This window comes from Pseudomonas sp. GW823-FHT06B06 (assembly GCF_058795195.1).
Genome location: NZ_JBXAHO010000002.1, coordinates 176,054 through 197,441, shown reverse-complemented (window position 1 = coordinate 197,441; position 21,388 = coordinate 176,054). Strand labels below are relative to the sequence as shown.

General features: G+C 60.8%; 15 protein-coding genes and 1 pseudogene. 11 read left to right on the top strand and 5 right to left on the bottom strand.

Going from position 1 to position 21,388, the window contains the following annotated elements:
* Positions 1-44: 44 nt before the first annotated feature.
* Positions 45-893, bottom strand: coding sequence for a carboxylating nicotinate-nucleotide diphosphorylase (gene nadC, locus AC1Q8Q_RS02550; protein ID WP_020796541.1), 849 nt, complete (start codon positions 891-893; stop codon positions 45-47).
* A 242-nt stretch (positions 894-1,135) separates the two neighbouring features.
* Here nadC and AC1Q8Q_RS02545 point away from each other — a divergent pair, with 242 nt between their 5' ends.
* The 6 genes and pseudogenes from AC1Q8Q_RS02545 (at position 1,136) to AC1Q8Q_RS02520 (ending at position 6,781) form a co-directional block, all read left to right on the top strand.
* Positions 1,136-2,512: a DUF1631 family protein gene (locus AC1Q8Q_RS02545; RefSeq protein ID WP_492614780.1), complete on the top strand. Its 1,377-nt coding sequence runs from the start codon at positions 1,136-1,138 to the stop codon at positions 2,510-2,512.
* Positions 2,513-2,574: 62 nt separating this feature from the next.
* On the top strand, positions 2,575-3,132 hold the full coding sequence (ampD, locus tag AC1Q8Q_RS02540; protein ID WP_020796543.1) for a 1,6-anhydro-N-acetylmuramyl-L-alanine amidase AmpD: 558 nt from the start codon (positions 2,575-2,577) through the stop codon (positions 3,130-3,132).
* Positions 3,132-3,968 carry a regulatory signaling modulator protein AmpE gene (gene ampE / locus AC1Q8Q_RS02535; protein WP_020796544.1) on the top strand — a complete coding sequence of 279 codons (837 nt, stop codon included), beginning with the start codon at positions 3,132-3,134 and terminating at the stop codon, positions 3,966-3,968. The genes ampD and ampE overlap by 1 nt, the downstream gene beginning before the upstream one ends.
* A gap of 251 nt (positions 3,969-4,219) precedes the next feature.
* Positions 4,220-5,311, top strand: a pseudogene (locus AC1Q8Q_RS02530) (methyl-accepting chemotaxis protein); the annotation flags it as partial.
* Positions 5,288-6,217, top strand: coding sequence for a methyl-accepting chemotaxis protein (locus AC1Q8Q_RS02525; protein WP_492614808.1), 930 nt, complete (start codon positions 5,288-5,290; stop codon positions 6,215-6,217). The pseudogene AC1Q8Q_RS02530 and the gene AC1Q8Q_RS02525, both read left to right, overlap by 24 nt.
* A 174-nt stretch (positions 6,218-6,391) precedes the next feature.
* Complete coding sequence (locus tag AC1Q8Q_RS02520) at positions 6,392-6,781, top strand: hypothetical protein (RefSeq protein WP_168757225.1); 390 nt, start codon at positions 6,392-6,394, stop codon at positions 6,779-6,781.
* Here AC1Q8Q_RS02520 and AC1Q8Q_RS02515 read toward each other — a convergent pair whose 3' ends face one another.
* Positions 6,782-7,558, bottom strand: coding sequence for a TatD family hydrolase (locus AC1Q8Q_RS02515; RefSeq protein WP_020796547.1), 777 nt, complete (start codon positions 7,556-7,558; stop codon positions 6,782-6,784).
* A 3-nt stretch (positions 7,559-7,561) separates the two neighbouring features.
* Positions 7,562-8,557 carry a catabolite repressor/activator gene (gene cra, locus AC1Q8Q_RS02510; RefSeq protein WP_492614779.1) on the bottom strand — a complete coding sequence of 332 codons (996 nt, stop codon included), beginning with the start codon at positions 8,555-8,557 and terminating at the stop codon, positions 7,562-7,564.
* A gap of 294 nt (positions 8,558-8,851) precedes the next feature.
* On the opposite strand from cra, the gene ptsP reads away from it, so the two are divergent.
* From ptsP to AC1Q8Q_RS02495, 3 genes are read left to right on the top strand one after another with little or no spacing between them, the layout of a single operon-like run.
* Positions 8,852-11,713: a phosphoenolpyruvate--protein phosphotransferase gene (gene ptsP, locus AC1Q8Q_RS02505; protein WP_020796549.1), complete on the top strand. Its 2,862-nt coding sequence runs from the start codon at positions 8,852-8,854 to the stop codon at positions 11,711-11,713.
* Complete coding sequence (pfkB, locus tag AC1Q8Q_RS02500) at positions 11,713-12,654, top strand: 1-phosphofructokinase (protein ID WP_020796550.1); 942 nt, start codon at positions 11,713-11,715, stop codon at positions 12,652-12,654. The genes ptsP and pfkB overlap by 1 nt, the downstream gene beginning before the upstream one ends.
* 11 nt (positions 12,655-12,665) lie before the next feature.
* Positions 12,666-14,405 carry a PTS fructose-like transporter subunit IIB gene (locus AC1Q8Q_RS02495; RefSeq protein WP_020796551.1) on the top strand — a complete coding sequence of 580 codons (1,740 nt, stop codon included), beginning with the start codon at positions 12,666-12,668 and terminating at the stop codon, positions 14,403-14,405.
* A 168-nt stretch (positions 14,406-14,573) separates the two neighbouring features.
* On the opposite strand, the gene AC1Q8Q_RS02490 is transcribed toward AC1Q8Q_RS02495, so the two are convergent.
* Together AC1Q8Q_RS02490 and AC1Q8Q_RS02485 are read right to left on the bottom strand one after the other, a co-directional pair.
* Positions 14,574-17,102 (bottom strand): PepSY domain-containing protein, encoded by a 2,529-nt coding sequence (locus AC1Q8Q_RS02490; RefSeq protein WP_168757226.1) that lies wholly within the window; start codon positions 17,100-17,102, stop codon positions 14,574-14,576.
* 241 nt (positions 17,103-17,343) lie between these two features.
* On the bottom strand, positions 17,344-19,680 hold the full coding sequence (locus tag AC1Q8Q_RS02485) for a TonB-dependent receptor (RefSeq protein WP_168757227.1): 2,337 nt from the start codon (positions 19,678-19,680) through the stop codon (positions 17,344-17,346).
* A gap of 207 nt (positions 19,681-19,887) precedes the next feature.
* Between AC1Q8Q_RS02485 and AC1Q8Q_RS02480 the strand changes: the two genes are divergently transcribed.
* A complete protein-coding gene (locus tag AC1Q8Q_RS02480; protein WP_168757228.1) occupies positions 19,888-20,568 on the top strand; it encodes a Fe2+-dependent dioxygenase in 681 nt (226 codons plus the stop codon).
* Entirely contained in the window at positions 20,565-21,311 is a 747-nt protein-coding gene (locus AC1Q8Q_RS02475; RefSeq protein WP_020796554.1) for a tetratricopeptide repeat protein, read from the top strand. The genes AC1Q8Q_RS02480 and AC1Q8Q_RS02475 overlap by 4 nt, the downstream gene beginning before the upstream one ends.
* The last annotated feature ends 77 nt before the right edge of the window (positions 21,312-21,388 follow it).

Genomic DNA, 21,388 nt, shown 5'->3' with positions numbered 1-21,388 from the left:
CGCCATCGCCGGCAAGCCGGGCTTCTACAGGTATGCGTTGCTGGTCACAGACTCAGTCGCATCGACAGATCGACAGCCTTCACATCCTTGGTCATCGCCCCAATCGAAATGTAATCCACCCCGGTTTCGGCAATCGGCAGCAGCGTGCTTTCGTTGATCCCGCCGCTGGCCTCCAGCTTTGCCTTGCCGTTGTTCAAGCGCACGGCTTCGCGCATGTCATCCAGGCTCAGCTCATCAAGCATGATGATGTCGGCACCGGCCGCCAGGGCCTCCTTGAGTTCATCCAGGCTTTCCACTTCGACTTCTACCGGCTTGCCCGGCGCAATCTTGTGGGCGGCGGCGATGGCCTGCGGGATGCCACCGCTGGCGGCGATATGGTTTTCCTTGATCAGGAAGGCGTCATACAGGCCGATGCGGTGGTTGTGGCAACCGCCACAGGTTACGGCGTACTTCTGCGCCAAACGCAGCCCTGGCAGGGTTTTGCGGGTGTCGAGCAGTTTAACTTGGGTATTGGCAACGAAGTCCGCCAACTGCTGCGCGCGAGTGGCAACGCCAGAGAGCATTTGCAGGAAGTTCAGCGCGCTGCGCTCCCCCGTCAGCAGCGAGCGAGCTGGCCCTTCGAGGTGGAACAGTACCTGATTGGGTTTGACCCGCTCGCCATCGGCAACCTGCCAGTGCACCGCAACCCGTGGGTCGAGCTGGCGAAACACGGTATCCACCCAGGCGGTGCCGCTGATGACGGCAGCGTCGCGAGTGATGATGGTGGCTTTGGCCAGGCGTTCAGCAGGGATCAGCTGTGCGGTGATGTCGCCGCTGCCGATGTCTTCGAGCAACGCGCGGCGCACGTTGGCTTCGATTTCGGCGTTCAAGTCGGCGAGACGTAGATTCGGCATAAGGCGCTCCACAAACAAAGTGCCCCGATTATAGGGCCATGGTACTGAGCAACCCAAGGCGTCAGAACGGTTGCTGGCGTTCTGAAGCCTGCATTTGGTCGATTGCGTGTGTGATGCCCCCTTGGGGCTGCCTCCTTTTCCTGCGAAGTACGCGCCGGGGTGGCGCAAGGACGCCCTTTACCTGATAATTCGCCTTGGATTTGACGTCATGGCTTTGACGGTCTGGAATTTCAGGAGGCTGGATGCACATCGACGGGAATGTAGTGCCATTGCGCAGGGTCGCTAGTGACCAGGCGACGCAACTGCCACTCGCCCGCCTGCCTGTCATTGTGTTGCAGGTTCGCGACAAGGCAACGCAACAGCTCAGGCAGGGCTTGCAGGCGCTGTTCGATAATGCCGACGATACCCTCTTCGAAATGGCCGACCGGGCACCTGACGATGTTGAGCAGAATCTTTTCTTTGAGGCGATGCGCGATTTGCGTTTGAAACGCAAAAGTATCGAGCGGTTGTTTTTCGAGCAACTCTTCAAGGCGTTCATCAACCTCGGCCAATGCGATCTCGCCTACAGGATGCTGCCTCGGTCATTGTCTCCCAATGCCAGTGTTGCGCCGACTGATGACGCGCCCGAACGCAACCTGGCTGTGCAAGCGATGGTCAACAAGGTGCTCTACCGCGACGGTTTCGCCCTCGACCAGCTCACCGCACGCCTCAGTACGTTGTTGGGACGGACGCTGATCGAACAGCACAATCCCCTGGGGCCCACGGTGCTCTGCAAGTGCTTCCTGGCGGCCGGGCGTCACCTGGGCGTGGACATCAAGGTCAAGCTGATCATCCTCACGCTGTTTGATCGCTATGTGCTCAGTGGCGCCGGCCAGTTTTACGCCCAGGCCAACCAACTGTTGATCGCCACCGGCGTGCTGCCAGGCCTGACACCTGCCCCTACAAACGACGCGATGGATAACAACACCGCTTCTGAGCTTGCCATGCCGGAAGGTGAGCAAGCTGACGCGCTCACCCGTGACGAACGCCGTCGCAGCGAACGGCTGGAGCAGCGGATTCGTGATGCCGAAGAAAGCCGCGCCCAGACCGCTTTGGCCCGACAGCGAGTAGAGCAAGCTTTGAACCAGGCTCTGCTGGGTAAGACATTGCCGCAAAGTGTGCTGGCATTCGTGCTCGACACTTGGAGCAAGGTATTGCTACTGACCTGCCTCAAGCGTGGCCATCTGTCACTGCAGTGGCAGGCTGATGTGCAGACCATGATGCAATTGATCTGGAGCGTCCAACGTCATGACCCGCCCGATGCTCGTGAGCATTTGTTGACGCTGGTTCCGGGGTTGCTAAAGGCTTTGCGCGAAGGGCTGAGCGGTTCGGCGTTCGATCCATTTGCGACCCGTGCGTTTTTCAGCGAGCTGGAGTGCTTGCACGTTCAAATGTTCGAGCATCCAGGGCATTCGCGAGCCGATGCGACAGCGACGGTCGAGGTATTGGAGCCAATCATCCTGCCTACGGCTGAGGAAGGTCCGGTTGATACTGCACGTGTGTTCGACGATGGCGTATTGTTTGAACCAGACCTGGCTTCAGTGATGGGCAAATTGCAGTACCTCAATCGCGTCAAATGATCGCCCCCGATGGCCTATCGCGGCATACTGGCGCCAACACAGTCGTCGTTGAAGGAACCTGTATGCAGTTGGACCCCGCCAGCGGTTGGTGCAAAGGCGTGCATTTATGCCCCTCGCCCAACTTCAATGCGCGCCCCGAGGGCGAAATTTCCCTGCTGGTGATCCACAACATCAGCCTGCCGCCAGCGCAGTTCAAGACTGGAAAGGTGCAGGAGTTTTTCCAGAACCGCCTGGATGTCACGGAGCATCCCTATTTTGAAGGGATTGCGCACCTGCGGGTTTCCGCGCACTTTCTGATCGAGCGTGACGGCACCGTCACTCAGTTTGTTTCTTGCCTTGAGCGTGCCTGGCATGCGGGCGTGTCGAGTTTTGAAGGGCGGGAAACCTGTAACGATTTTTCCATAGGTATCGAACTCGAAGGCACGGATGATCTGCCGTTCGACGATGCGCAATATCGAGCGTTGACGACCCTGACCCGGCAGTTGCAATCGGCATTTGCGGCCATCACCACGCAGCGTATCTGCGGGCACAGCGATATCGCCCCTGGGCGCAAGACCGATCCGGGACCCGCGTTCGATTGGGCACGCTATCGCGCGGCCTTGGCACAAGAGGAAGGATAATGAGTTTTCTGGTGTTGCTGTTGGCGGTATGGATCGAGAAGTTTTCGGCCCTGCGCCACCGGGTTCAGCACGACGCTGGCTGGATTCGTGAGCTGAACAAGCTAGAGCTCAGCCCGCGTCTGGTAGAGCGGCCGTGGCTGGTCCTTGCCGTGCTGGTGTTGTTTCCAGTGGCGGTGCTGGGCTTGCTGCTGGTGGTGCTCGACCCCGTAGCCTACGGTCTGTTGGCGTTGCCGGTGCATTTGCTGGTGGTGATCTACAGCCTGGGGCGTGGTGACCTGCTGGGGGAGCTAGGATCCTTTCGCGATGCCTGGCGTCGCGAAGACCTGCAAGCGGCGGCTCATGTGGCCAAGCGTGACCTGGACATCTGCGCCGACAATGCCGAGCAACTGCTGGAGCGGGTCGAAGGGCATTTGCTGTGGGAGGCCTACCAGAGCTTTTTCGCGATCATTTTCTGGTACTTCCTGCTCGGGCCGGTGGCCGCGCTGAGTTATCGATTGCTGGCGCTGGCCGAAGAACACGGGCAAAACCCGGCTGTGGTCGAGCGCGCGGCGCAACTGCGCCATGCATTCGACTGGGTGCCGGTGCGTCTGTTGGCAGCGAGCTTTGCCCTGGTCGGCAACTTTGTCGCGGTCAGCCGGGTGATGTTGCACGAACTGTTGAACTGGAACATCAGCGCTGCCCAATTGATCGAAAAGGTCGGGCTGGTAGCCGGTGAGATTCCAGCCCCGGTGGTCGGGCCTGAAGGCGTCAACAGCCTCGATCGCATCTGGGAGTTGCTGCTGCGAGCGGCAGTGCTCTGGTATGCGGGGTTTGCGTTGTGGACGGTTCTGCCGTAGGCGCTGGGTTGCCGGGGAACCAGGCGCCGCGGTGTGTCTGTAGCACCGCGTCATCGTTCTTCGCGGGAATGCCGTCACTCTTAAAATGTGTCTTCCGTTAACCTTAAGTTACAAAAATCTCCCCTGATTTACGCTATACAGAGATAGCGCCGAATACTGGCTATCTGCCGTCTCGCTGCGCCCGCCAATAAAAATAAGAAATCGAAGGGAGACTTCCAGTGAAGAGCTTGCTCTATCCCGCCGTCGCGCTGATGAACCGCCTGAGCTTCGGCATGAAGTTCAGCCTGATCAGCGTACTGTTCCTGGTGCCGATGCTGGTAACCAACTTCTACCTGGTGCGTGATTCCTATCGCGAGTTCCAGGGCACCCGGGTCGAATTGCAGAGCCTGGATCTGTTGGGTAGCAGTCTCGCGTTAAGGCGTGATCTGGAAACCCTGAACAATCTTGTGCAGATCAACGTCGCCTTGGGCCAGTCGGGCAAGGCGGGAAATGTCGAGACGCAGATCGGTACGCTTGAACAAGGTGTCCTGGCACGTTTGCAGGGCTTGACGGCAATGGCCACCGATCCGGAGCAGGTCGTGCTGTTCGATGCCAAGCGCGATGAAATGATCAGCGCATTCAAAGCGCAGCAGACGGAAAAGTCCCTGCAAAGCAAAAGTGCACTGATCAGCAAGCTGCTCGGCAATGCACAGGTCTTCGGCCAGATCATCGCCAGTCAGGCCGGCCTCAGCCACGATAGCCAGAGTGACATGCGTCAGCTGAGCGAGCTCGTCACCAACATCACTCCGCGCGTTACCCAGATGCTGGGTGAAGGTCGCGCGTTGGGCTCCTCTTCCTTGGGCCAGGGGTTTCTCAATTCGTCGTCGAGCACGCGTTTCGATGAATTGCTGGTACAGCTCGACAAGCTCCATGCCGAGTACGGCCTGAAGCTGCAGGACGCAACGGGCTCGAGCAACGCCGCACGTGAAACCCTGGCGACCCAGGCTGACAGCAGCAAGGCCTCGTTGAAAAAGGCCAGCGAACTGTTCGAAGAGCAGGTGGTGATGGCCGACACGCTCGATGCACCATGGCAGGCCTTTTACGATCAGGTCTCGGCGCTGATGGGCCAGACCTATCAACTCAATGAAGCCACCTTGAAATTTCTCGGCACCCAGTTGCAACAACGCCTGGAACAGAACCGCACGCACATGATTCTGCAGGCCGTGGCGCTGTCGGTGGTGTTTGTGCTGATTTTTTATCTGTACGGTGCGTTCTACGCCTCGACCCGCACCACCCTCAAGCGTCTTGGCGAGGTCATGGACAAAGTGGCGGCCGGCGACATGACGGTCACTTTCAACGCCCACAGTCGTGATGAGCTGGGTGAGTTGGGCGAGGTGTTCAACGGCACCGTGAAAAAGATCCATGACTTGATCGAGCGTGTCGGACAGACCGTCGGCGAGGTCGAGCGCCAAGCCGGGCAAGTAGAGAGTGTCTCCGCGCAAAGCAACCAGGCCGTGGCTGGTCAGCGCTCGCAGATCGAGCAGGTCGCCACGGCGATGAATCAGATGTCGGCCACGTCCCTTGAGGTGGCGCGCAGCGCTGCCGCCGCCGTCAGCAGCGCCCACAGTGTCAACGACGAAACGGCGAGCGGTCGTGGGCTGGTGGAATCGCAGCAGGGCAGCATCGCTGCGCTGGCCAGTGAAATCGACCAGTCGGTGCAGGTGATTAACCAACTGGCCAGCGACAGCCAGTCCATCAGTCGTGTGCTGGAGGTGATCAAGAGCATTGCCGAACAGACCAACTTGCTGGCACTCAATGCCGCTATTGAGGCAGCCAGGGCGGGTGAGCAGGGGCGCGGATTTGCGGTGGTGGCGGATGAAGTCCGCACACTGGCCAAGCGCACCCAGCAATCGACCGAAGAGATCGAACAGATGATCGCCAAGCTGCATGGCGGTGTTGGGGCCGCGGTCAAGGCGATGAGCGTCAGCCATGAGATGGCCAATGGAACGGTGGGGCAGTCGGAAAAGGTCCAGCAAGCCCTGGACAATATCCTGGGCGCTGTCGGCATGATCGTCGATCAGAACCAGCAGATTGCCGCGGCTGTGGAGCAGCAGACCGCCGTGGCCCACGACATTGACCAGAACATTGTCGAGATCAATCGTGCCGGAGAGCGTACTGCCGAAGGTGCGCACCAGACGGAGGATGCCAGTCGCGCGCTGTCGGCGCAGGTGGTGCAGCTCAAGCAGTTGATCAGCGCCTTCCGGGTCTGAAGACATCTCACCAACCTGTGGGAGTTCAGTCCCACAGGTTGGTGAGCGCCTGAAATTTCTGTAGTACCTCATCCTCTTCTTTTGTAGGAAAGGTCCTTATTTTCTTAGGAACTGCTTTTTTCGTCTTCAATGAAGGACTATCAACGTCACTGACCGCATGGAGGAGGCACGGTTATGGCTGTCGCAACACTTGGTATCCAGGGGCGCTGTGGACATTGCCAGCGCACGCTATTGCTCAAACCCTGGCAACTCAATGCCATTGCAATCAACGAAGCATTCACCTGTACCCACTGTCAGAAAGCCCTGCAACTGAGCGACCCGAAACAGATCAGGCGCTTCAAGACCCTGGACTCGTTAGCCATGTTGAAGGCCAGCCTGCTAATCATGATTTGCAGCACATTGCTGGTGGCGTTGGTACTGGAATGGATTGGAATGCTCAGCGTCGTGGAGCAACTGAACATTTCACTGGTGGCGATTTTCGTCTACTTCGTTGCTCTTCGATTCGCCCGCCAGCGTCAGCACATGACGTTGATTCTCGAGGCCGCCAAGGCCCACGTCGACTGATTACCAGTTGAACAGTTCACGGGCGTTGGCGCTGCTCGCGGCGGCCAGTTGTTCCGGGGCGAGCGACATGATTTGCGCCAGCGCCGTGCAGATCGCTGGCAAGTGCGCCGGGCTGTTGCGCTGGCCGGGGAACATTGCTGGCGCCATGTCCGGCGAGTCGGTTTCCAGCACCACCGACTCCAGTGGCAAGTGGGCGAGTACGCGGTGCATGCGCAGCGCCTGGGGCCAGGTCGCAGCGCCGCCGAGGCCGAGCTTGAAACCGAGCTTGATGTATTCGCGCGCTTCTTCCTGACTGCCCGCGAAGGCGTGGATGATTCCGGCGCGTTTCAACTTGAAACGCTTGAGCGTGGCAATCACCGCCGCATGACTGCGCCGCACATGGATCAGCGCGGGCAGGTGGAAATCCACCGCCAGTTGCAGTTGCGCATCGAACAACGCCTGCTGTCGTTCGCGGTCCAGGGTTTCGATGAAGTAGTCCAGGCCGATCTCGCCCACCGCACACAGCTGGCGATGGCCGGCCAGTCGCCCCAGCCAGTCGCCCAGTTCGGTGAGATGTTCGGGGCGATGATCCTCCAGGTACACAGGGTGCAAACCGAACGCCGCATGCAGGTCGGGATCGCTTTGCACCAATTCCCAGACGCGCTGCCAATTACCCTGATACACCCCCAATACCACCATTTCACGTACCCCGAGAGCTCGGCTCTGGGCCATCAGTGCCTGACGATCCGCGTCGAAGTCGGGGAAGTCCAGGTGGGTGTGGGTGTCGATCAGGTCCATGGCTCAGTCCTGGCGAATACGTTGTTTGAACGTCCGCGCGATGGCCAGCACACCGGGTTGGTAATCGGACTGCTCGATGGCTGCCAGGGCGAGTGCGAGCGCCTTGTCGGCAATCAATTGGTGTTGTTGTGCCATGGCGTTCACCGGCAGCGGCAGGAAATCCAGCAACTGGGTGTCTCCAAATGTGCCGAGACGCAGCGGGCGGGTTTTCAACGGGAAATCGTGCAACGCATCGAACACACCCTGAAGCAGTACATAGGACGTCGTCACCAGGGCCTCGGGCAAATGTCCTACGCGTTGGATCAGTTCTTCCATCAACTGCTTGCCGCACTCACGGCTGAACGAATCAGCGTGTTCGATGAGCACTTCGCCGTCGTACCCGACCAGGGCCTGATTGAAGCCAGCAGCCCGTTCCTGGCTGATGCTCAATTCGGGACGCGCGCCGATCAAGGCGATCTGCTTGGGCAACGGCTCAAGCAGGCTTTGGGTCAGGTGCAGGCTGGCCTCTCGGTCATCGCTGATCACCGAGCAGAAATATTCAGGCTCCATGACCCGGTCGATGGCGATGATCGGAATGCCTTTGGCTTGCAGTTGGCGATAGCTGTCGTCACCCCGCGGCAGGCAACTGGCAACGATCAGGGCATCACAACGACGGGCGCGGAACAGTTGCAGCAATTGCCGTTCGCTGTCGGGTGCATCGTCGGAACTGGCAATCAATAGCTGGTAGCCACGCGCCCGGGCACCTTGTTCAAGGAGCTTGGCGATCCGCGCGTAACTGGGGTTTTCCAGGTCCGGCAGAATGAAGCCCAGGGTCCGGGTGTGGCGACTGCGCAGGCCGGCCGCCTGGGGATTAGGCGTGAAACCATGTTCTTCGACGACCGCGCGCACGCGCTCAACGGTGGCGCTGCTGATACGTTGCTGTTCGGCCTTGCCGTTGATGACGTAGCTGGCGGTGGTGACGGACACACCGGCCAGCTGGGCTATATCACTGAGTTTCAACCCGCTATTCCTTGTTTTTTCGAGCTTGCCTCGACATTTTCATCAATCCTACCCGATTCAGGCAGGCGACCTTGGTCACAACGCATCCGACAAGTTGGGCTTCAACGATGCACCATTATCGAGTAACGTGCCAATCACTCTAGATTAAACGATTCAGCAAGCGTATTTTCTACATTAATGGCTGCTTTGGCCGGTTCTGCCGTGAAACCGCCGAAGATTGTTTTAAGACAAAGGCCTAAGCTGAATCATTCAAAAACAATACCTGGCGCCCCAAGGGCGCCAACAGGAGACAGCATGCTCGAGCTCACCATAGAGCAGATATCCATGGGCCAGTCGGCTGTGGATAAATCCGCCGCGCTGCAACTGCTGGCCAGGCACCTGGTCGACGATGGTCTGGTTGACGAAGGCTACCTCGCCGGCTTGCAGGCACGCGAAGCCCAGGGCTCGACTTTTCTTGGTCAAGGTATTGCCATCCCCCACGGTACGCCAGAAACCCGCGACCAAGTGTTTTCCACGGGCGTGCGCCTGATGCAGTTCCCCGACGGCGTGGACTGGGGTGACGGACAGATCGTCTACCTGGCGATCGGGATTGCCGCCAAATCCGACGAACACCTGCGCCTGCTGCAACTGCTGACCCGCGCGCTCGGCGAGACCGACCTTGGCCAAGCCTTGCGTCGCGCCAGCAGCGCCGAGGCCTTGCTGAAACTGCTGCAAGGCGCGCCGCAAGAGCTGGCGCTGGATGCGCAGATGATCGGCTTGGGCGTCGCTGCCGAAGATTTCGAAGAGCTGGTCTGGCGTGGCGCGCGGTTACTGCGTCAGGCCGACTGCGTCAGCAATGGTTTCTCCGCCGTGTTGCAGCAAGTCGAAGCGCTGCCGCTGGGCGATGGGCTGTGGTGGCTGCACAGTGAACAAACGGTCAAGCGTCCAGGCCTGGCGTTCGTCACCCCGGACAAACCGCTGCGCTACCTCGGTCAACCGCTGAGCGGCCTGTTTTGCCTGGCCAGCCTGGGCGAGGCCCACCAAGCGTTGCTCGAACGCCTGTGTGCGTTGCTGATTGAAGGTCGCGGCCATGAGTTGGGCCGTGCCACCAGTTGCCGCGCGGTGCTTGAAGTGCTCGGCGGCGAGTTGCCGGCAGACTGGCCGAGCGCACGCATTGCGCTGGCCAACGCCCACGGTCTGCATGCCCGTCCGGCGAAGATCCTCGCGCAACTGGCGAAAAGTTTTGAAGGCGAGATTCGCATCCGCATCGTCGACGGCCAGGACAGTGCGGTGTCGGTGAAAAGCTTGAGCAAACTGCTCAGCCTGGGCGCCCGTCGTGGGCAGGTGCTGGAAATCATCGCCGAGCCGAGCATCGCCGCCGATGCCTTGCCCGCTCTGTTGACCGCGATTGAAGAGGGCCTCGGTGAAGAAGTCGAGCCGTTGCCAGCGGTGAGCCAGCCTCGTGAAGAAATCGTCGAGGTGGCCCAAGTACTGCTCGCCCCGGCGCCGGGCAGTCTGGTGCAGGCCATCGCCGCCGCTCCAGGAATCGCCATCGGCCCGGCGCATATCCAGGTACTGCAAACCATCGATTACCCGCTACGGGGAGAGTCCGCCGCCATCGAGCGTGAGCGCCTCAAGCAAGCGCTGGCGCACGTGCGCCAGGACATCGGCGGCTTGATCGAACGCAGCAAGGCCAAGGCTATCCGCGAGATTTTCATCACCCACCAGGAAATGCTCGACGACCCGGAGTTGACCGATGAGGTCGACACCCGTCTCAAGCAGGGCGAAAGCGCGGAAGCGGCGTGGATGTCGGTGATCGAAGCCGCTGCCAGGCAACAGGAGTCCTTGCAGGACGCCTTGCTCGCCGAGCGCGCCGCCGATCTGCGCGATATCGGCCGTCGAGTGCTGGCGCAGCTCAGTGGTGTCGAAACACCGCATGAACCTGAGCAGCCCTACATTCTGGTGATGGACGAAGTCGGTCCGTCCGATGTGGCGCGCCTTGATCCGGCCCGTGTCGCCGGTATTCTCACCGCCCGCGGTGGCGCCACCGCTCACAGCGCGATTGTTGCGCGGGCCTTGGGAATTCCAGCCCTGGTCGGTGCCGGTGCCGCGGTGTTGCTGCTGGCGCCGGGCACGCCGCTGTTGATCGATGGCCAACGCGGGCGTTTGCATGTGGACGCCGACGCGGCGACCTTGCAGCGCGCCACCCAGGAGCGTGATACCCGCGAGCAACGCCTGAAGGCCGCCGCCGAACAACGCCATCAACCGGCGTTGACCACCGATGGCCATGCCGTCGAAGTGTTCGCCAATATCGGTGAAAGTGCCGGCGTCACCAGTGCGGTAGAGCAGGGCGCCGAAGGCATTGGTCTGTTGCGCACCGAATTGATTTTCATGGCCCACCCGCAAGCGCCGGACGAGGCGACCCAGGAAACCGAATACCGCCGTGTTCTCGATGGCCTGGCCGGTCGTCCGCTGGTGGTGCGCACCCTTGATGTCGGTGGCGATAAACCGCTGCCGTATTGGCCGATCGCCAAGGAAGAAAATCCGTTCCTCGGGGTGCGCGGCATTCGCTTGACCCTGCAACGGCCGCAGATCATGGAAGCCCAGTTGCGCGCCTTGTTGCGCGCCGCCGACAACCGCCCGCTGCGGATCATGTTTCCGATGGTCGGCAGCGTCGACGAGTGGCGCCAGGCGCGGGACATGACCGAACGCCTGCGCCTGGAAATTCCAGTGGCGGACCTGCAATTGGGCATCATGATCGAAGTGCCGTCGGCGGCCTTGCTGGCGCCGGTGCTGGCCAGGGAAGTCGACTTTTTCAGCGTTGGCACCAATGACCTGACGCAATACACCCTGGCCATCGACCGTGGCCATCCAACCTTGTCGGCCCAGGCCGATGGCTTGCATCCGGCGGTGCTGCAGCTGATCGACATCACCGTGCGCGCGGCCCATGCCCATGGCAAATGGGTCGGTGTGTGCGGCGAGTTGGCGGCCGATCCGTTGGCGGTACCGGTGTTGGTTGGCTTGGGCGTGGATGAACTCAGTGTCGGCGCACGCAGCATTGCCGAGGTCAAGGCGCGGGTTCGCGAACTCAGCCTGACCCAGGCTCAAACCCTTGCCCAACAGGCACTTGCCGTGGGCAGCGCGAATGAAGTGCGCGCATTAGTGGAGGCTTTGTAATGGCCAGGATTTTAACCCTGACCCTCAACCCGGCGCTGGACCTCACCGTCCAGCTTGCGCGCCTGGAACCCGGTCAGGTCAACCGTAGCGACACCATGCACACCCATGCTGCGGGCAAAGGGGTGAACGTGGCGCAGGTGTTGGCGGACCTCGGGCATCAATTGACCGTCAGCGGTTTTCTCGGTGAAGACAATCAGCAAGCTTTCGAAAACCTGTTCGCCAAACGCGGTTTTGTCGATGCGTTCATTCGTGTTCCCGGTGAGACGCGCAGCAACATAAAGCTGGCGGAAAGCGATGGACGTATCACCGACCTCAATGGGCCAGGGCCGCTGGTCAGCGCCGCGGCGCAGCAGGCATTGCTCGAGCGTCTCGACCAGATAGCGCCGGGGCATGATGCGGTAGTGGTTGCCGGCAGTCTGCCCCAAGGCATCAGCCCGCAGTGGTTGCAGGCATTGATCGGGCGATTGAATGATCTGGGCTTGAAGGTCGCCCTGGACACCAGTGGGCAAGCATTGCGGGCGGCGCTCAAGGCTGCTCCATGGTTGATCAAGCCCAATGCCGAGGAGTTGGCTGAAGTGCTCGGCGGCGAGACGGTGTCGGTCCTGGCCCAGGCGCAAGCCGCGAGTCGCCTGCACGCCCAAGGCATCGAGCATGTGGTGATTTCCCACGGTGCCGAGGGTGTGAACTGGTTCAGCGTCGGTTCGGCGCTGCATGCCACGCCGCCGAAAGTCAGCGTCGCCAGTACGGTAGGCGCGGGCGATTCGTTGTTGGCCGGCATGCTCCACGGGTTGCTCAGTGCCGATACGCCTGAACAAACCTTGCGCACCGCCACGGCGATTGCCGCGATGGCGGTCACCCAGATCGGCTTCGGTATCAGCGATGCAGCGCAACTGGCGCAGCTCGAACAGGGCGTGCGCGTGCGCCCCCTGACAGAACAATAAGAGGGTTGGTCATGAAGTTAGCCATTGTTACTGCCTGCCCGAACGGCATGGTCACCAGTGTGCTGTGCGCCCGGTTGCTCGATGCCGCGGCCCAGCGTCAGGGCTGGAGCACCAGCGTGGAGATCAGCGATTCGGCACATCCCGAACGGCAACTGTCGGCCGCCACGATCGAGGCGGCCGAGTGGGTGTTGCTGGTGACCAGCGCGCCTGTGGATATGTCGCGTTTTGTCGGTAAGCGTTTGTTCCAGAGTACCCCTGCCCAAGCGCTGCAAGACGTCGAAGCGGTATTGCGCCGTGGTGCTGAAGAGGCTCAGGTGTATGTCGCACCGCAAGCCGTGGTTGAGCCGGTGGCCGTCGTTAAAAACGCGCCGCGACTCGTTGCCGTGACGGCCTGTCCAACCGGTGTCGCCCACACTTTCATGGCCGCCGAAGCCTTGCAGCAAGCGGCCAAGCGCTTGGGCTATGACTTGCAGGTGGAAACCCAGGGTTCGGTCGGCGCACGCAATCCGCTGAGCGCCCAAGCGATTGCCGACGCCGATGTGGTGCTGCTGGCGGCGGACATCGAAGTGGCCACCGAGCGATTCGCTGGCAAGAAAATCTACCGTTGCGGCACCGGCATTGCCCTCAAGCAGGCTGAAGCGACACTCAATAAAGCATTGGCCGAAGGCAAGCAGGAAAGCGCTTCGACCGGTGCCAAGGGGCCGGTCAAACAAGAGAAGACCGGGGTCTACAAACACCTGTTGACCGGCGTGTCGTACATGTTGCCGATGGTGGTGGCAGGCGGCTTGATGATTGCCTTGTCGTTCGTATTCGGCATCACCGCCTTCAAGGAAGAGGGGACGCTGGCGGCGGCGCTGATGCAGATCGGCGGCGACACCGCGTTCAAGCTCATGGTGCCGCTGCTGGCAGGCTACATCGCTTATTCGATTGCCGACCGTCCGGGCCTGGCGCCGGGGATGATCGGCGGCCTGCTGGCCAGCACCCTGGGTGCCGGTTTTATCGGCGGGATCATTGCCGGTTTCCTCGCCGGGTACGCGGCGCAGGCGATCAATCGTTATGCGCGGTTGCCGCAGAGTCTCGAGGCGCTGAAACCGATCCTGATCATCCCCTTGCTGGCAAGCCTGTTCACTGGCCTGGTGATGATCTACGTGGTCGGCAAGCCGGTGGCGGGCATGCTCGCCGGGCTCACGCATTTCCTCGACAGCATGGGCACGACCAACGCGATTCTGCTCGGCGTGCTGCTGGGCGGCATGATGTGTGTCGACCTTGGCGGGCCGATCAACAAGGCCGCGTATGCGTTTTCGGTCGGGCTGCTGGCGTCGCAGAGTTATGCACCGATGGCGGCGACCATGGCCGCCGGCATGGTGCCGCCGATCGGCCTGGGCATCGCCACGTTCATTGCCAGGCGCAAGTTCGCCCAGACCGAACGCGAGGCGGGTAAAGCGGCCTTGGTACTGGGGCTGTGCTTTATCTCCGAAGGCGCGATTCCATTTGCCGCCAAAGACCCGCTGCGGGTGATCCCGGCGAGCATTGCCGGCGGTGCGCTGACCGGTGCGTTGTCGATGTACTTCGGCTGCAAGTTGATGGCGCCCCATGGTGGGTTGTTTGTGTTGGCGATTCCGAATGCGATCAACCATGCATTGCTGTACTTGCTGGCGATTGTGGCGGGGAGTTTGTTGACGGCGGTGGTGTATGCGCTGGTCAAGCGGCCGGAAGTGGTGGAGATGGCGGTGGAACCCGTCAACGCCTGACACTGGCCCCCTGTAGGCGCTATCAGGCTCCGGGCGTTAAATCAGATTGATCGTTCCCACGCTCTGCGTGGGAACGCAGCCCGGGACGCTCCGCGTCCCTTCCGGAGCCGAACGCGGAGCGTCCGTTGAGGCATTCCCACACAAAGCGTGGGAATGATCACTGTAGGGTCAGTAAACGTCGCGGCGGTAGCGGCCTTGTTCGATCAAGCGCTCGACTTCGGCGGTGCCCAACACATCGTTCAGCACCTGATCGACGCCTGCGGCCATCCCCTGAAGACTGCCGCAGATGTAGATCACCGCACCCTCCGCCAGCCATTTCTTCAGCTCTTCGGCCGAATCGCGCAAGCGATCCTGCACGTAGATCTTCTCGGCTTGATCACGCGAGAATGCCAGGTCCAGGCGCTGCAAGTCGCCGGAAATCAACCACTCCTCCAGCTCGTCGCGGCACAGGTAATCGTGTTCGCGATTGCGCTCACCGAACAACAACCACTGGCGTTGCTGGCCATCGGCGATGCGCGCCTTGAGCAGGCTACGCAAGCCAGCGAGTCCCGTGCCGTTGCCCAGCAGGATCATCGGCACCGGTTCATTGGGCAGGTGGAAACCGCTGTTGCGCCGCACGCGCAGGCTGATGCTGCCGCCCACGGCGGCGTGTTCGGTCAGCCAGCCGGAGCCGACGCCAAGGGTGCCATCAGGGTGCAGCTCCTGGCGCACGATCAATTCCAGGATGCCGTCGGCGGCTATCGAGGCGATGGAGTATTCGCGCATGGCCAACGGCACGAGGGCATCCACCAGGGACTGCGCATGCAGGCCGACCAAATGGCTGCGGTTCTCGGGCAGCTGCCGGCTGGCGAGGGCTTGTTCCAGCGGTTGCGACAAACCCTCGTGGGTAATCGTCGCGCGACCGTCGATCCCCAATCCTTCGAGGAAGTGCTCGATGGCCCAAGGGCAATTGCGCGGCAGCACCTCCACCAGGTCACCGGCCAGCCAGCTGTTGGTACCTGGCGCCTTCAGGCCCAGCAAGTACACCGATGAGCCGCTGCTGTCGGGGTTGAGCAATTCCCTGCGGACCAGCGTCCAGTTTTCGTAGCTCGGTGCTTGCCAGGTGCCCACAGGCGCCTGACCGGTCAACAGGCCCAGTTGCTGCTGCCAGTGACGCAAGGCATAGGGATCGCCGCTGTCGACTTCCACCGGCGCGAACAAGGTCTTGCCGCCGTGCTCGCCCAGCCACTTGTGCAGGCGCTGGGCAAACCCGCAGAAGTGTTGATACTGCCGGTCGCCGAGTCCCAGCACGGCATAGTTCAGGCTGTCGAGGCTTAACGACCGACCCAGCACCTTGCGCTCGAAACCCCGGGCGCTGTCCGGCGCTTCGCCGTCACCGAAGGTGCTGACCACAAACAGCGCGTTGTTCGAAGCATGCAGGTCCTGCTCGCTGACATCCGCCAGTGGCTGCACCTTCACCGGCAGGCCCGCCGCCTGCAACTGGCCGGCGGTCTGCCAGGCCAATTGCTCGGCAAAGCCACTCTGGCTGGCGAAACCGATGAGCCAGGCCGGGGTGTTACTGTCGGGTTGTGCCAGGCCTTTGCGGGCGTCCTTGATCTGGCGTTTCTTGCGTCGACGATCCAGGTACAGCAGCCATCCGGTGACGAAGAACAGCGGCATGCTCAGGGCCGTGAGCGTCAGGATGATGCGCCCGACGATGCCGAAATAGCTGCCCACGTGCAGCGCGTAGATGCTGGTCAACAGCTGCGCCTTGAAACTCTTGTCGCTGTAGCGGTCATGCCGTTTGATCGCGCCGGTCACCGGGTCCAGGGTGATCTGGTTCAGCGCGCGGTCGTGGGGCGAGTTCTTCAACAGGTAGAAAACGCTTGCCGGTTGCCCGGCTACGGCCGGCATGCGGGTGTTATAGAAACTCAGGTCGGGACCGGCAGCGCTGTAGATGCTGCTCCACATCGCCGAGTAGTCGACCACCGGTGCCGGACCGCTTGGCCCAGGGCCGCGTCCACCGCGAACACGTTCATTCTGTGGCGAATCGGAGAGCAGGCGTGTCAGGCCCTTGTTGTACCACTCGTAAGACCAGGACAACCCGGTCAGCGCGGCCAGGAGATAAAACACCAGGCACCAGGTGCCGGCAACCGAGTGCAAGTCCCAATTGAAGCTGCGGCCTTTTTTCTTCCAGTCGAGGGTCAGCCATGCGCGCCAGCTTTTCCACTGGCGAGGCCAGCGCAGGTACAGGCCGGACAGGCAGAAGAACACCAGGATCAGGGTGCAGGCGCCCGTGATTTGCCGGCCGGTGTCGCCCATGGCGAGGAAGCGGTGCAGTTGCAACATCAGGCCGAAGAAGCCTTGGCCGGTGGCGTCGCCCAGGAGTTCGCCGGTGTAAGGGTCGACGTAACGCATGGGGCCGCGACGCTCGCCCGCTGGCGGGGTGAAGAACACTTTTGCGGCAACGTCGCTGTCGATGCCGACCGAGAGCATCGCCACTTTCATCTGTGTCGCCGCCTCGATCTTCTCCACCAGGTCAGCCGGTGGCAGCACGCCGGCGACTTGTTTCTGGACCTGCAACACGGAAGGGTTCAGCGCGTACAGGATTTCATCCTGGAACGAGACCGTCGCCCCGGTAATGCCCATCAGGGCCAGGACGAGACCTGCGCTGATGCCAAAAAACCAGTGCAACTGGAACAGGGTTTTCTTCAACACGTCGCTCGCCTTGCTCGTTTAAAAATAGTCATCACGGCGCGCATTATGCCGTGGGTTATCGAGGAACATTCCCTTTACACACAAAAGCCCCGTTCACTTGGATGAACGGGGCCTGACCCCTGTAGGAGCTGCCGCAGGCTGCGATCTTTTGATCTTGATTTTGGGCGGTGGTGCAATCGCCGAAGATCAAAAGATCGCAGCCTGCGGCAGCTCCTACAGGTTTGTGTCCATGCTTCTGTTATCAGAAGTGGAAGTTGGTGCTCAACAAGGCAGTCCGGCCCGCCGCCTGGTTGGCGAAGTGGTTGGAGAACGCCTTGTCGTAGTAGGTAACGTCGGTCAGGTTCTGCACGTTCAGCTGCAGGTCAATGTTCTTGGTCAACTTGTACGCGGCCATCGCGTCGTAGCGCACATAGTCATTGACCATGGTGGTGTTGGCCACGTTACCGAACACGTCGTCGACATAGAACGCACCGCCACCGATGGTCAGCCTTGGCGTGACCTGGTAGGTCGTCCAAAGGCTGGCGCTGTTTTTCGGCGTGTTAGGCAGTTCGTTGCCGTCGTTGGCTTTGTTTGCCGGCAGGTCACCACCGTCGACTTGCTCGCTGTCCATGTAGGCGTAACCGGCGAAGACTTGCCATTTGTCGGTGATCTTGCCAGTGGCCGAAAGCTCGACACCCTGGACGCGGGTCTTGCCAGCGTTTTCGTACGTGGTGGTATCGACCTGGACGCGGGCGTTGTCTTTTTCGGTGCGGAAGATATCGGCAGTCAGCGACAAGCGATCGTTGAGCAGGTCCCACTTGGTACCGATTTCGTAGTTCTTGGTGGTCTCCGGCTCCAGGTCGCTTTTCAGCAGGTTGCCGTTGCGATCCGGGGTGCCGCCCAGCGGATTGCCGTCCTGACCTTCGCCAAGCGTGGAGCCCGGAGGTATCGCGGACGTTGCGTAGGACGCATAGATGCTGCCGTTCTCCGCTGGTTTGTAGACCACACCGAACTGACCGGTTACGAATTCGCTGACGTCATCGCCCTTGAAGGTCGTGGTGCCTGCGGCGTTGTAGGTCTTGTAGTCGGTGTCGAAATGGTCGTAGCGCAGGCCCATGTTCACCAGCCACTGTTCGGACAATGTCAGAGTGTCGAACACGTAAAGCGCATAGGTTTTACCCGTGGTGTCGGTGCCGGCGTAGTTGCGGGTGATCGAACCGTTCCATGGATCGTTCGGGTTCGGGTTCGACAGCGAGGTGCAGTTGTATCCGCTCGGAGCTCCGATCATCCCCGGAGTGCATTGGGTGCCTGGATCCCTTGGTGTAACTGGAGTCCCTGGCGTGGTGTCGGTGTTGACGGTATACGAGGACTTCTTGCTTTCCTCGCGGCTCAACTCGATACCGGTCGCGAAGCTGTTCTTGAAGCCTGCGATGTAGACGTCACCAAACAGGTCGGTCTGGTTGGTCGTCGTATCGGTGTTGCTGACGCGGGTGTTGGCCCGACGCCACACGGTACCGTTGTTGACGTTGCCCTTGCTGTCGTCCGGCTGGGTCAGGATGTAGTCCTGCATGCTGCTGCCGTGGCGCAGGGTGTTCTTGACGGTCAACGCGTCGTTCAGGTCGTGCTCGATGGCGATGGTCGCGGTGTCGGTACGACCCTTGCGGAAGTCACGATCGGTCAGGCCGTAGAAGTTGCTGCTATCGCCGCCGGCATAGGGCTTGTCCGGATTGGACTTGGTGCGGGCAGCCGAGCCACCGGCCGGGATGGTGTAGGGAATACCCGAATCTGGCGTGTCGTTGCTTTCCAGATGGTAGTAGTCAAGGTTGACACGGGTGTCGGTGCCCAGGCCGAAGGCCAGAGAAGGCGCGACGCCCCAGCGATCGTAGTCGACGCTTTCGCGACCGGCGACATTGCTTTCGTGGCTCATCAGGTTCAGGCGACCGGCAACGGTGTCGGAGAACTGGTAGTTGCCGTCCATGGTGTAACGCTGGGTCTGGTCCGAACCCCAGGTAAAGCCACCGTCGAACGAGTCGCCCAGATGCGCTTTCTTGCTCACCAGGTTGATGCTGCCACCGGCAGCGCCGCGACCGCCAATGGCGGAGTTAGGGCCCTTGCTGACTTCGATCGATTCAACGGCAAAGATCTCACGGCTCTGCGAACCGGTATCGCGCACGCCGTCCAGGTAGGTATCGCCCTGGGCATCGAAACCGCGGATGAACGGACGGTCGCCCTGAGGGTTACCGCCTTCACCGGCACCGAAGGTGATGCCCGGGACGGTACGCAGTGCGTCCTGCATGTTCAGGGCGCCGGTGTCCTTGAGGACTTGTTGCGGGATGACAGTGATCGAGCGCGGAGTGTCGACCAGGGGCGCGGTGTACTTGGGCGAGGAGGCTTTTTCGACGTTGTAGGAGGTCTCATCCTGGGCTTCGCCGGTGATCGCGGTTGCGCCGAGGGAAATCGTGTTGCTCGGTGCCTGCTCGCTGGTTTTTTCCGCCGCGAAAACCATTTGGCCCGCAGAGCCGGCAGTGATCGCCACGCCAATTGCAGAAGCGAGTAAACGCGGTGAACTGACCGGTAGTTGTGGTTGTTGGCGTGACATTTTTATTCCCCTCCCCAAGGATTTGAGGCCGCGGAATATAGTGTAAACACGTATTTGTATCAATTGCGAAAAATTACTATTCGCACTGAATTTACAATCTTTACAATTTAGCCTTACGGTTTTTACTGTTTCATTCGTCTCGCGGGTTTTACAAGGGCAATAAGAATCAATACCATTGGCATCCCTTTGCTTTCTGGTGCTTGCCCCATGCTGCTGCACATTCCCGGCTTGTTCGAAAAAGAAGAAGTGCAGCGCATTCGCGAGGCTCTGCAACAGGCCGATTGGGCTGATGGCAAGATCACGGCCGGGTACCAGTCGGCCAAGGCCAAGCACAATCTGCAATTACCGGAAGGCCACCCGCTGGCCAAGGAAATCGGCGCGGCCATGCTGGAGCGGCTGTGGAAAAACCCGCAGTTCATGTCAGCAGCGTTACCGCACAAGGTGTTTCCTCCGTTACTGAACTGTTACATGGCTGGCGGCAGTTTCGATTTCCACATCGACAACGCGGTGCGTCAGCCCAAGGGCAGTATCGAACGGGTGCGCACCGACCTCTCGGCCACTTTGTTCTTCAGCGAGCCTCAGGATTACGACGGCGGGGAGCTGGAAATCCAGGACACCTACGGCACCCAGCGGGTGAAGTTGCCGGCGGGTGACATGGTGCTGTACCCCGGCACCAGCCTGCACAAGGTCAACGCCGTCACCCGTGGTACGCGCTACGCCTCGTTTTTCTGGACCCAGAGCCTGGTGCGCGAAGACAGCCAGCGTGCGCTGCTGTTCGAGATGGACGGGGCGATCCGGCAGTTGACCCAGGACGTGCCAGATCACCCGTCATTGATCAGCCTGACGGGCACGTATCACAACCTGTTGCGCCGTTGGGTCGAGGTATGAGTTTTCAATTGCGCCGCCAAGAGGTACTCGATGGAGACCGTCTCAAAGCCATGCTCGACGAAAGCCCGGCCCGTGCGGCCCAGGCGATCGTAGCAGCAGCCCGCGAGGGGCTTGTCGATGCCCAGGCGCTGCTTGGGCAGATCCTGCTGGACGGAAATGGAATCGCCCAGGATCAACCGCTGGCGTTGCGCTGGTTCGACATCGCCGCCCGACAAGGGCACCTGATGGCCCGCAACATGCTGGGGCGATGTCACGAACACGGCTGGGGGTGTGTGGCCGATGCAGCGGCGGCTGCCCGGCATTATCGAATCGCCGCAGAAGCGGGGCTGGATTGGGCGATGTACAACTACGCCAATCTGCTGGCGACCGGGCGTGGGGTGGCTGAGGATCAATCGTCGGCGCTGAACCTGTATCGCCGCGCTGCCGAGCTTGGCCACGCGAAATCGATGAACCTGCTGGGACGCTATCTGGAAGAGGGGCGTGTTTGCCCGGCAGATCCCCAAGCGGCTCGGGACTGGTATCGGCGCTCGGCAGAGGGAGGGGATTTTCGTGGGCAGTTCAGTTTTGCGGCGGTGTTGGCCGCAGAGGGGAGTATCGATACTGCATTGGTCTGGCTACGCAAGGCATTGGCCAATGGCAATCTGAACTTTCTTCGGGTGGCAAGCCAGGCGCTCATGGGCGCAACCGAGCCCCGGATTCACGCAATGGCCGACGACTACGCCAAACGTTGCGCCGAACTGTAGGCACACCTGAAGACAGATCGTTCCCACGCAGAGCGTGGGAACGATCAGGTACAAAAAATTTCAGGCACAAAAAAGCC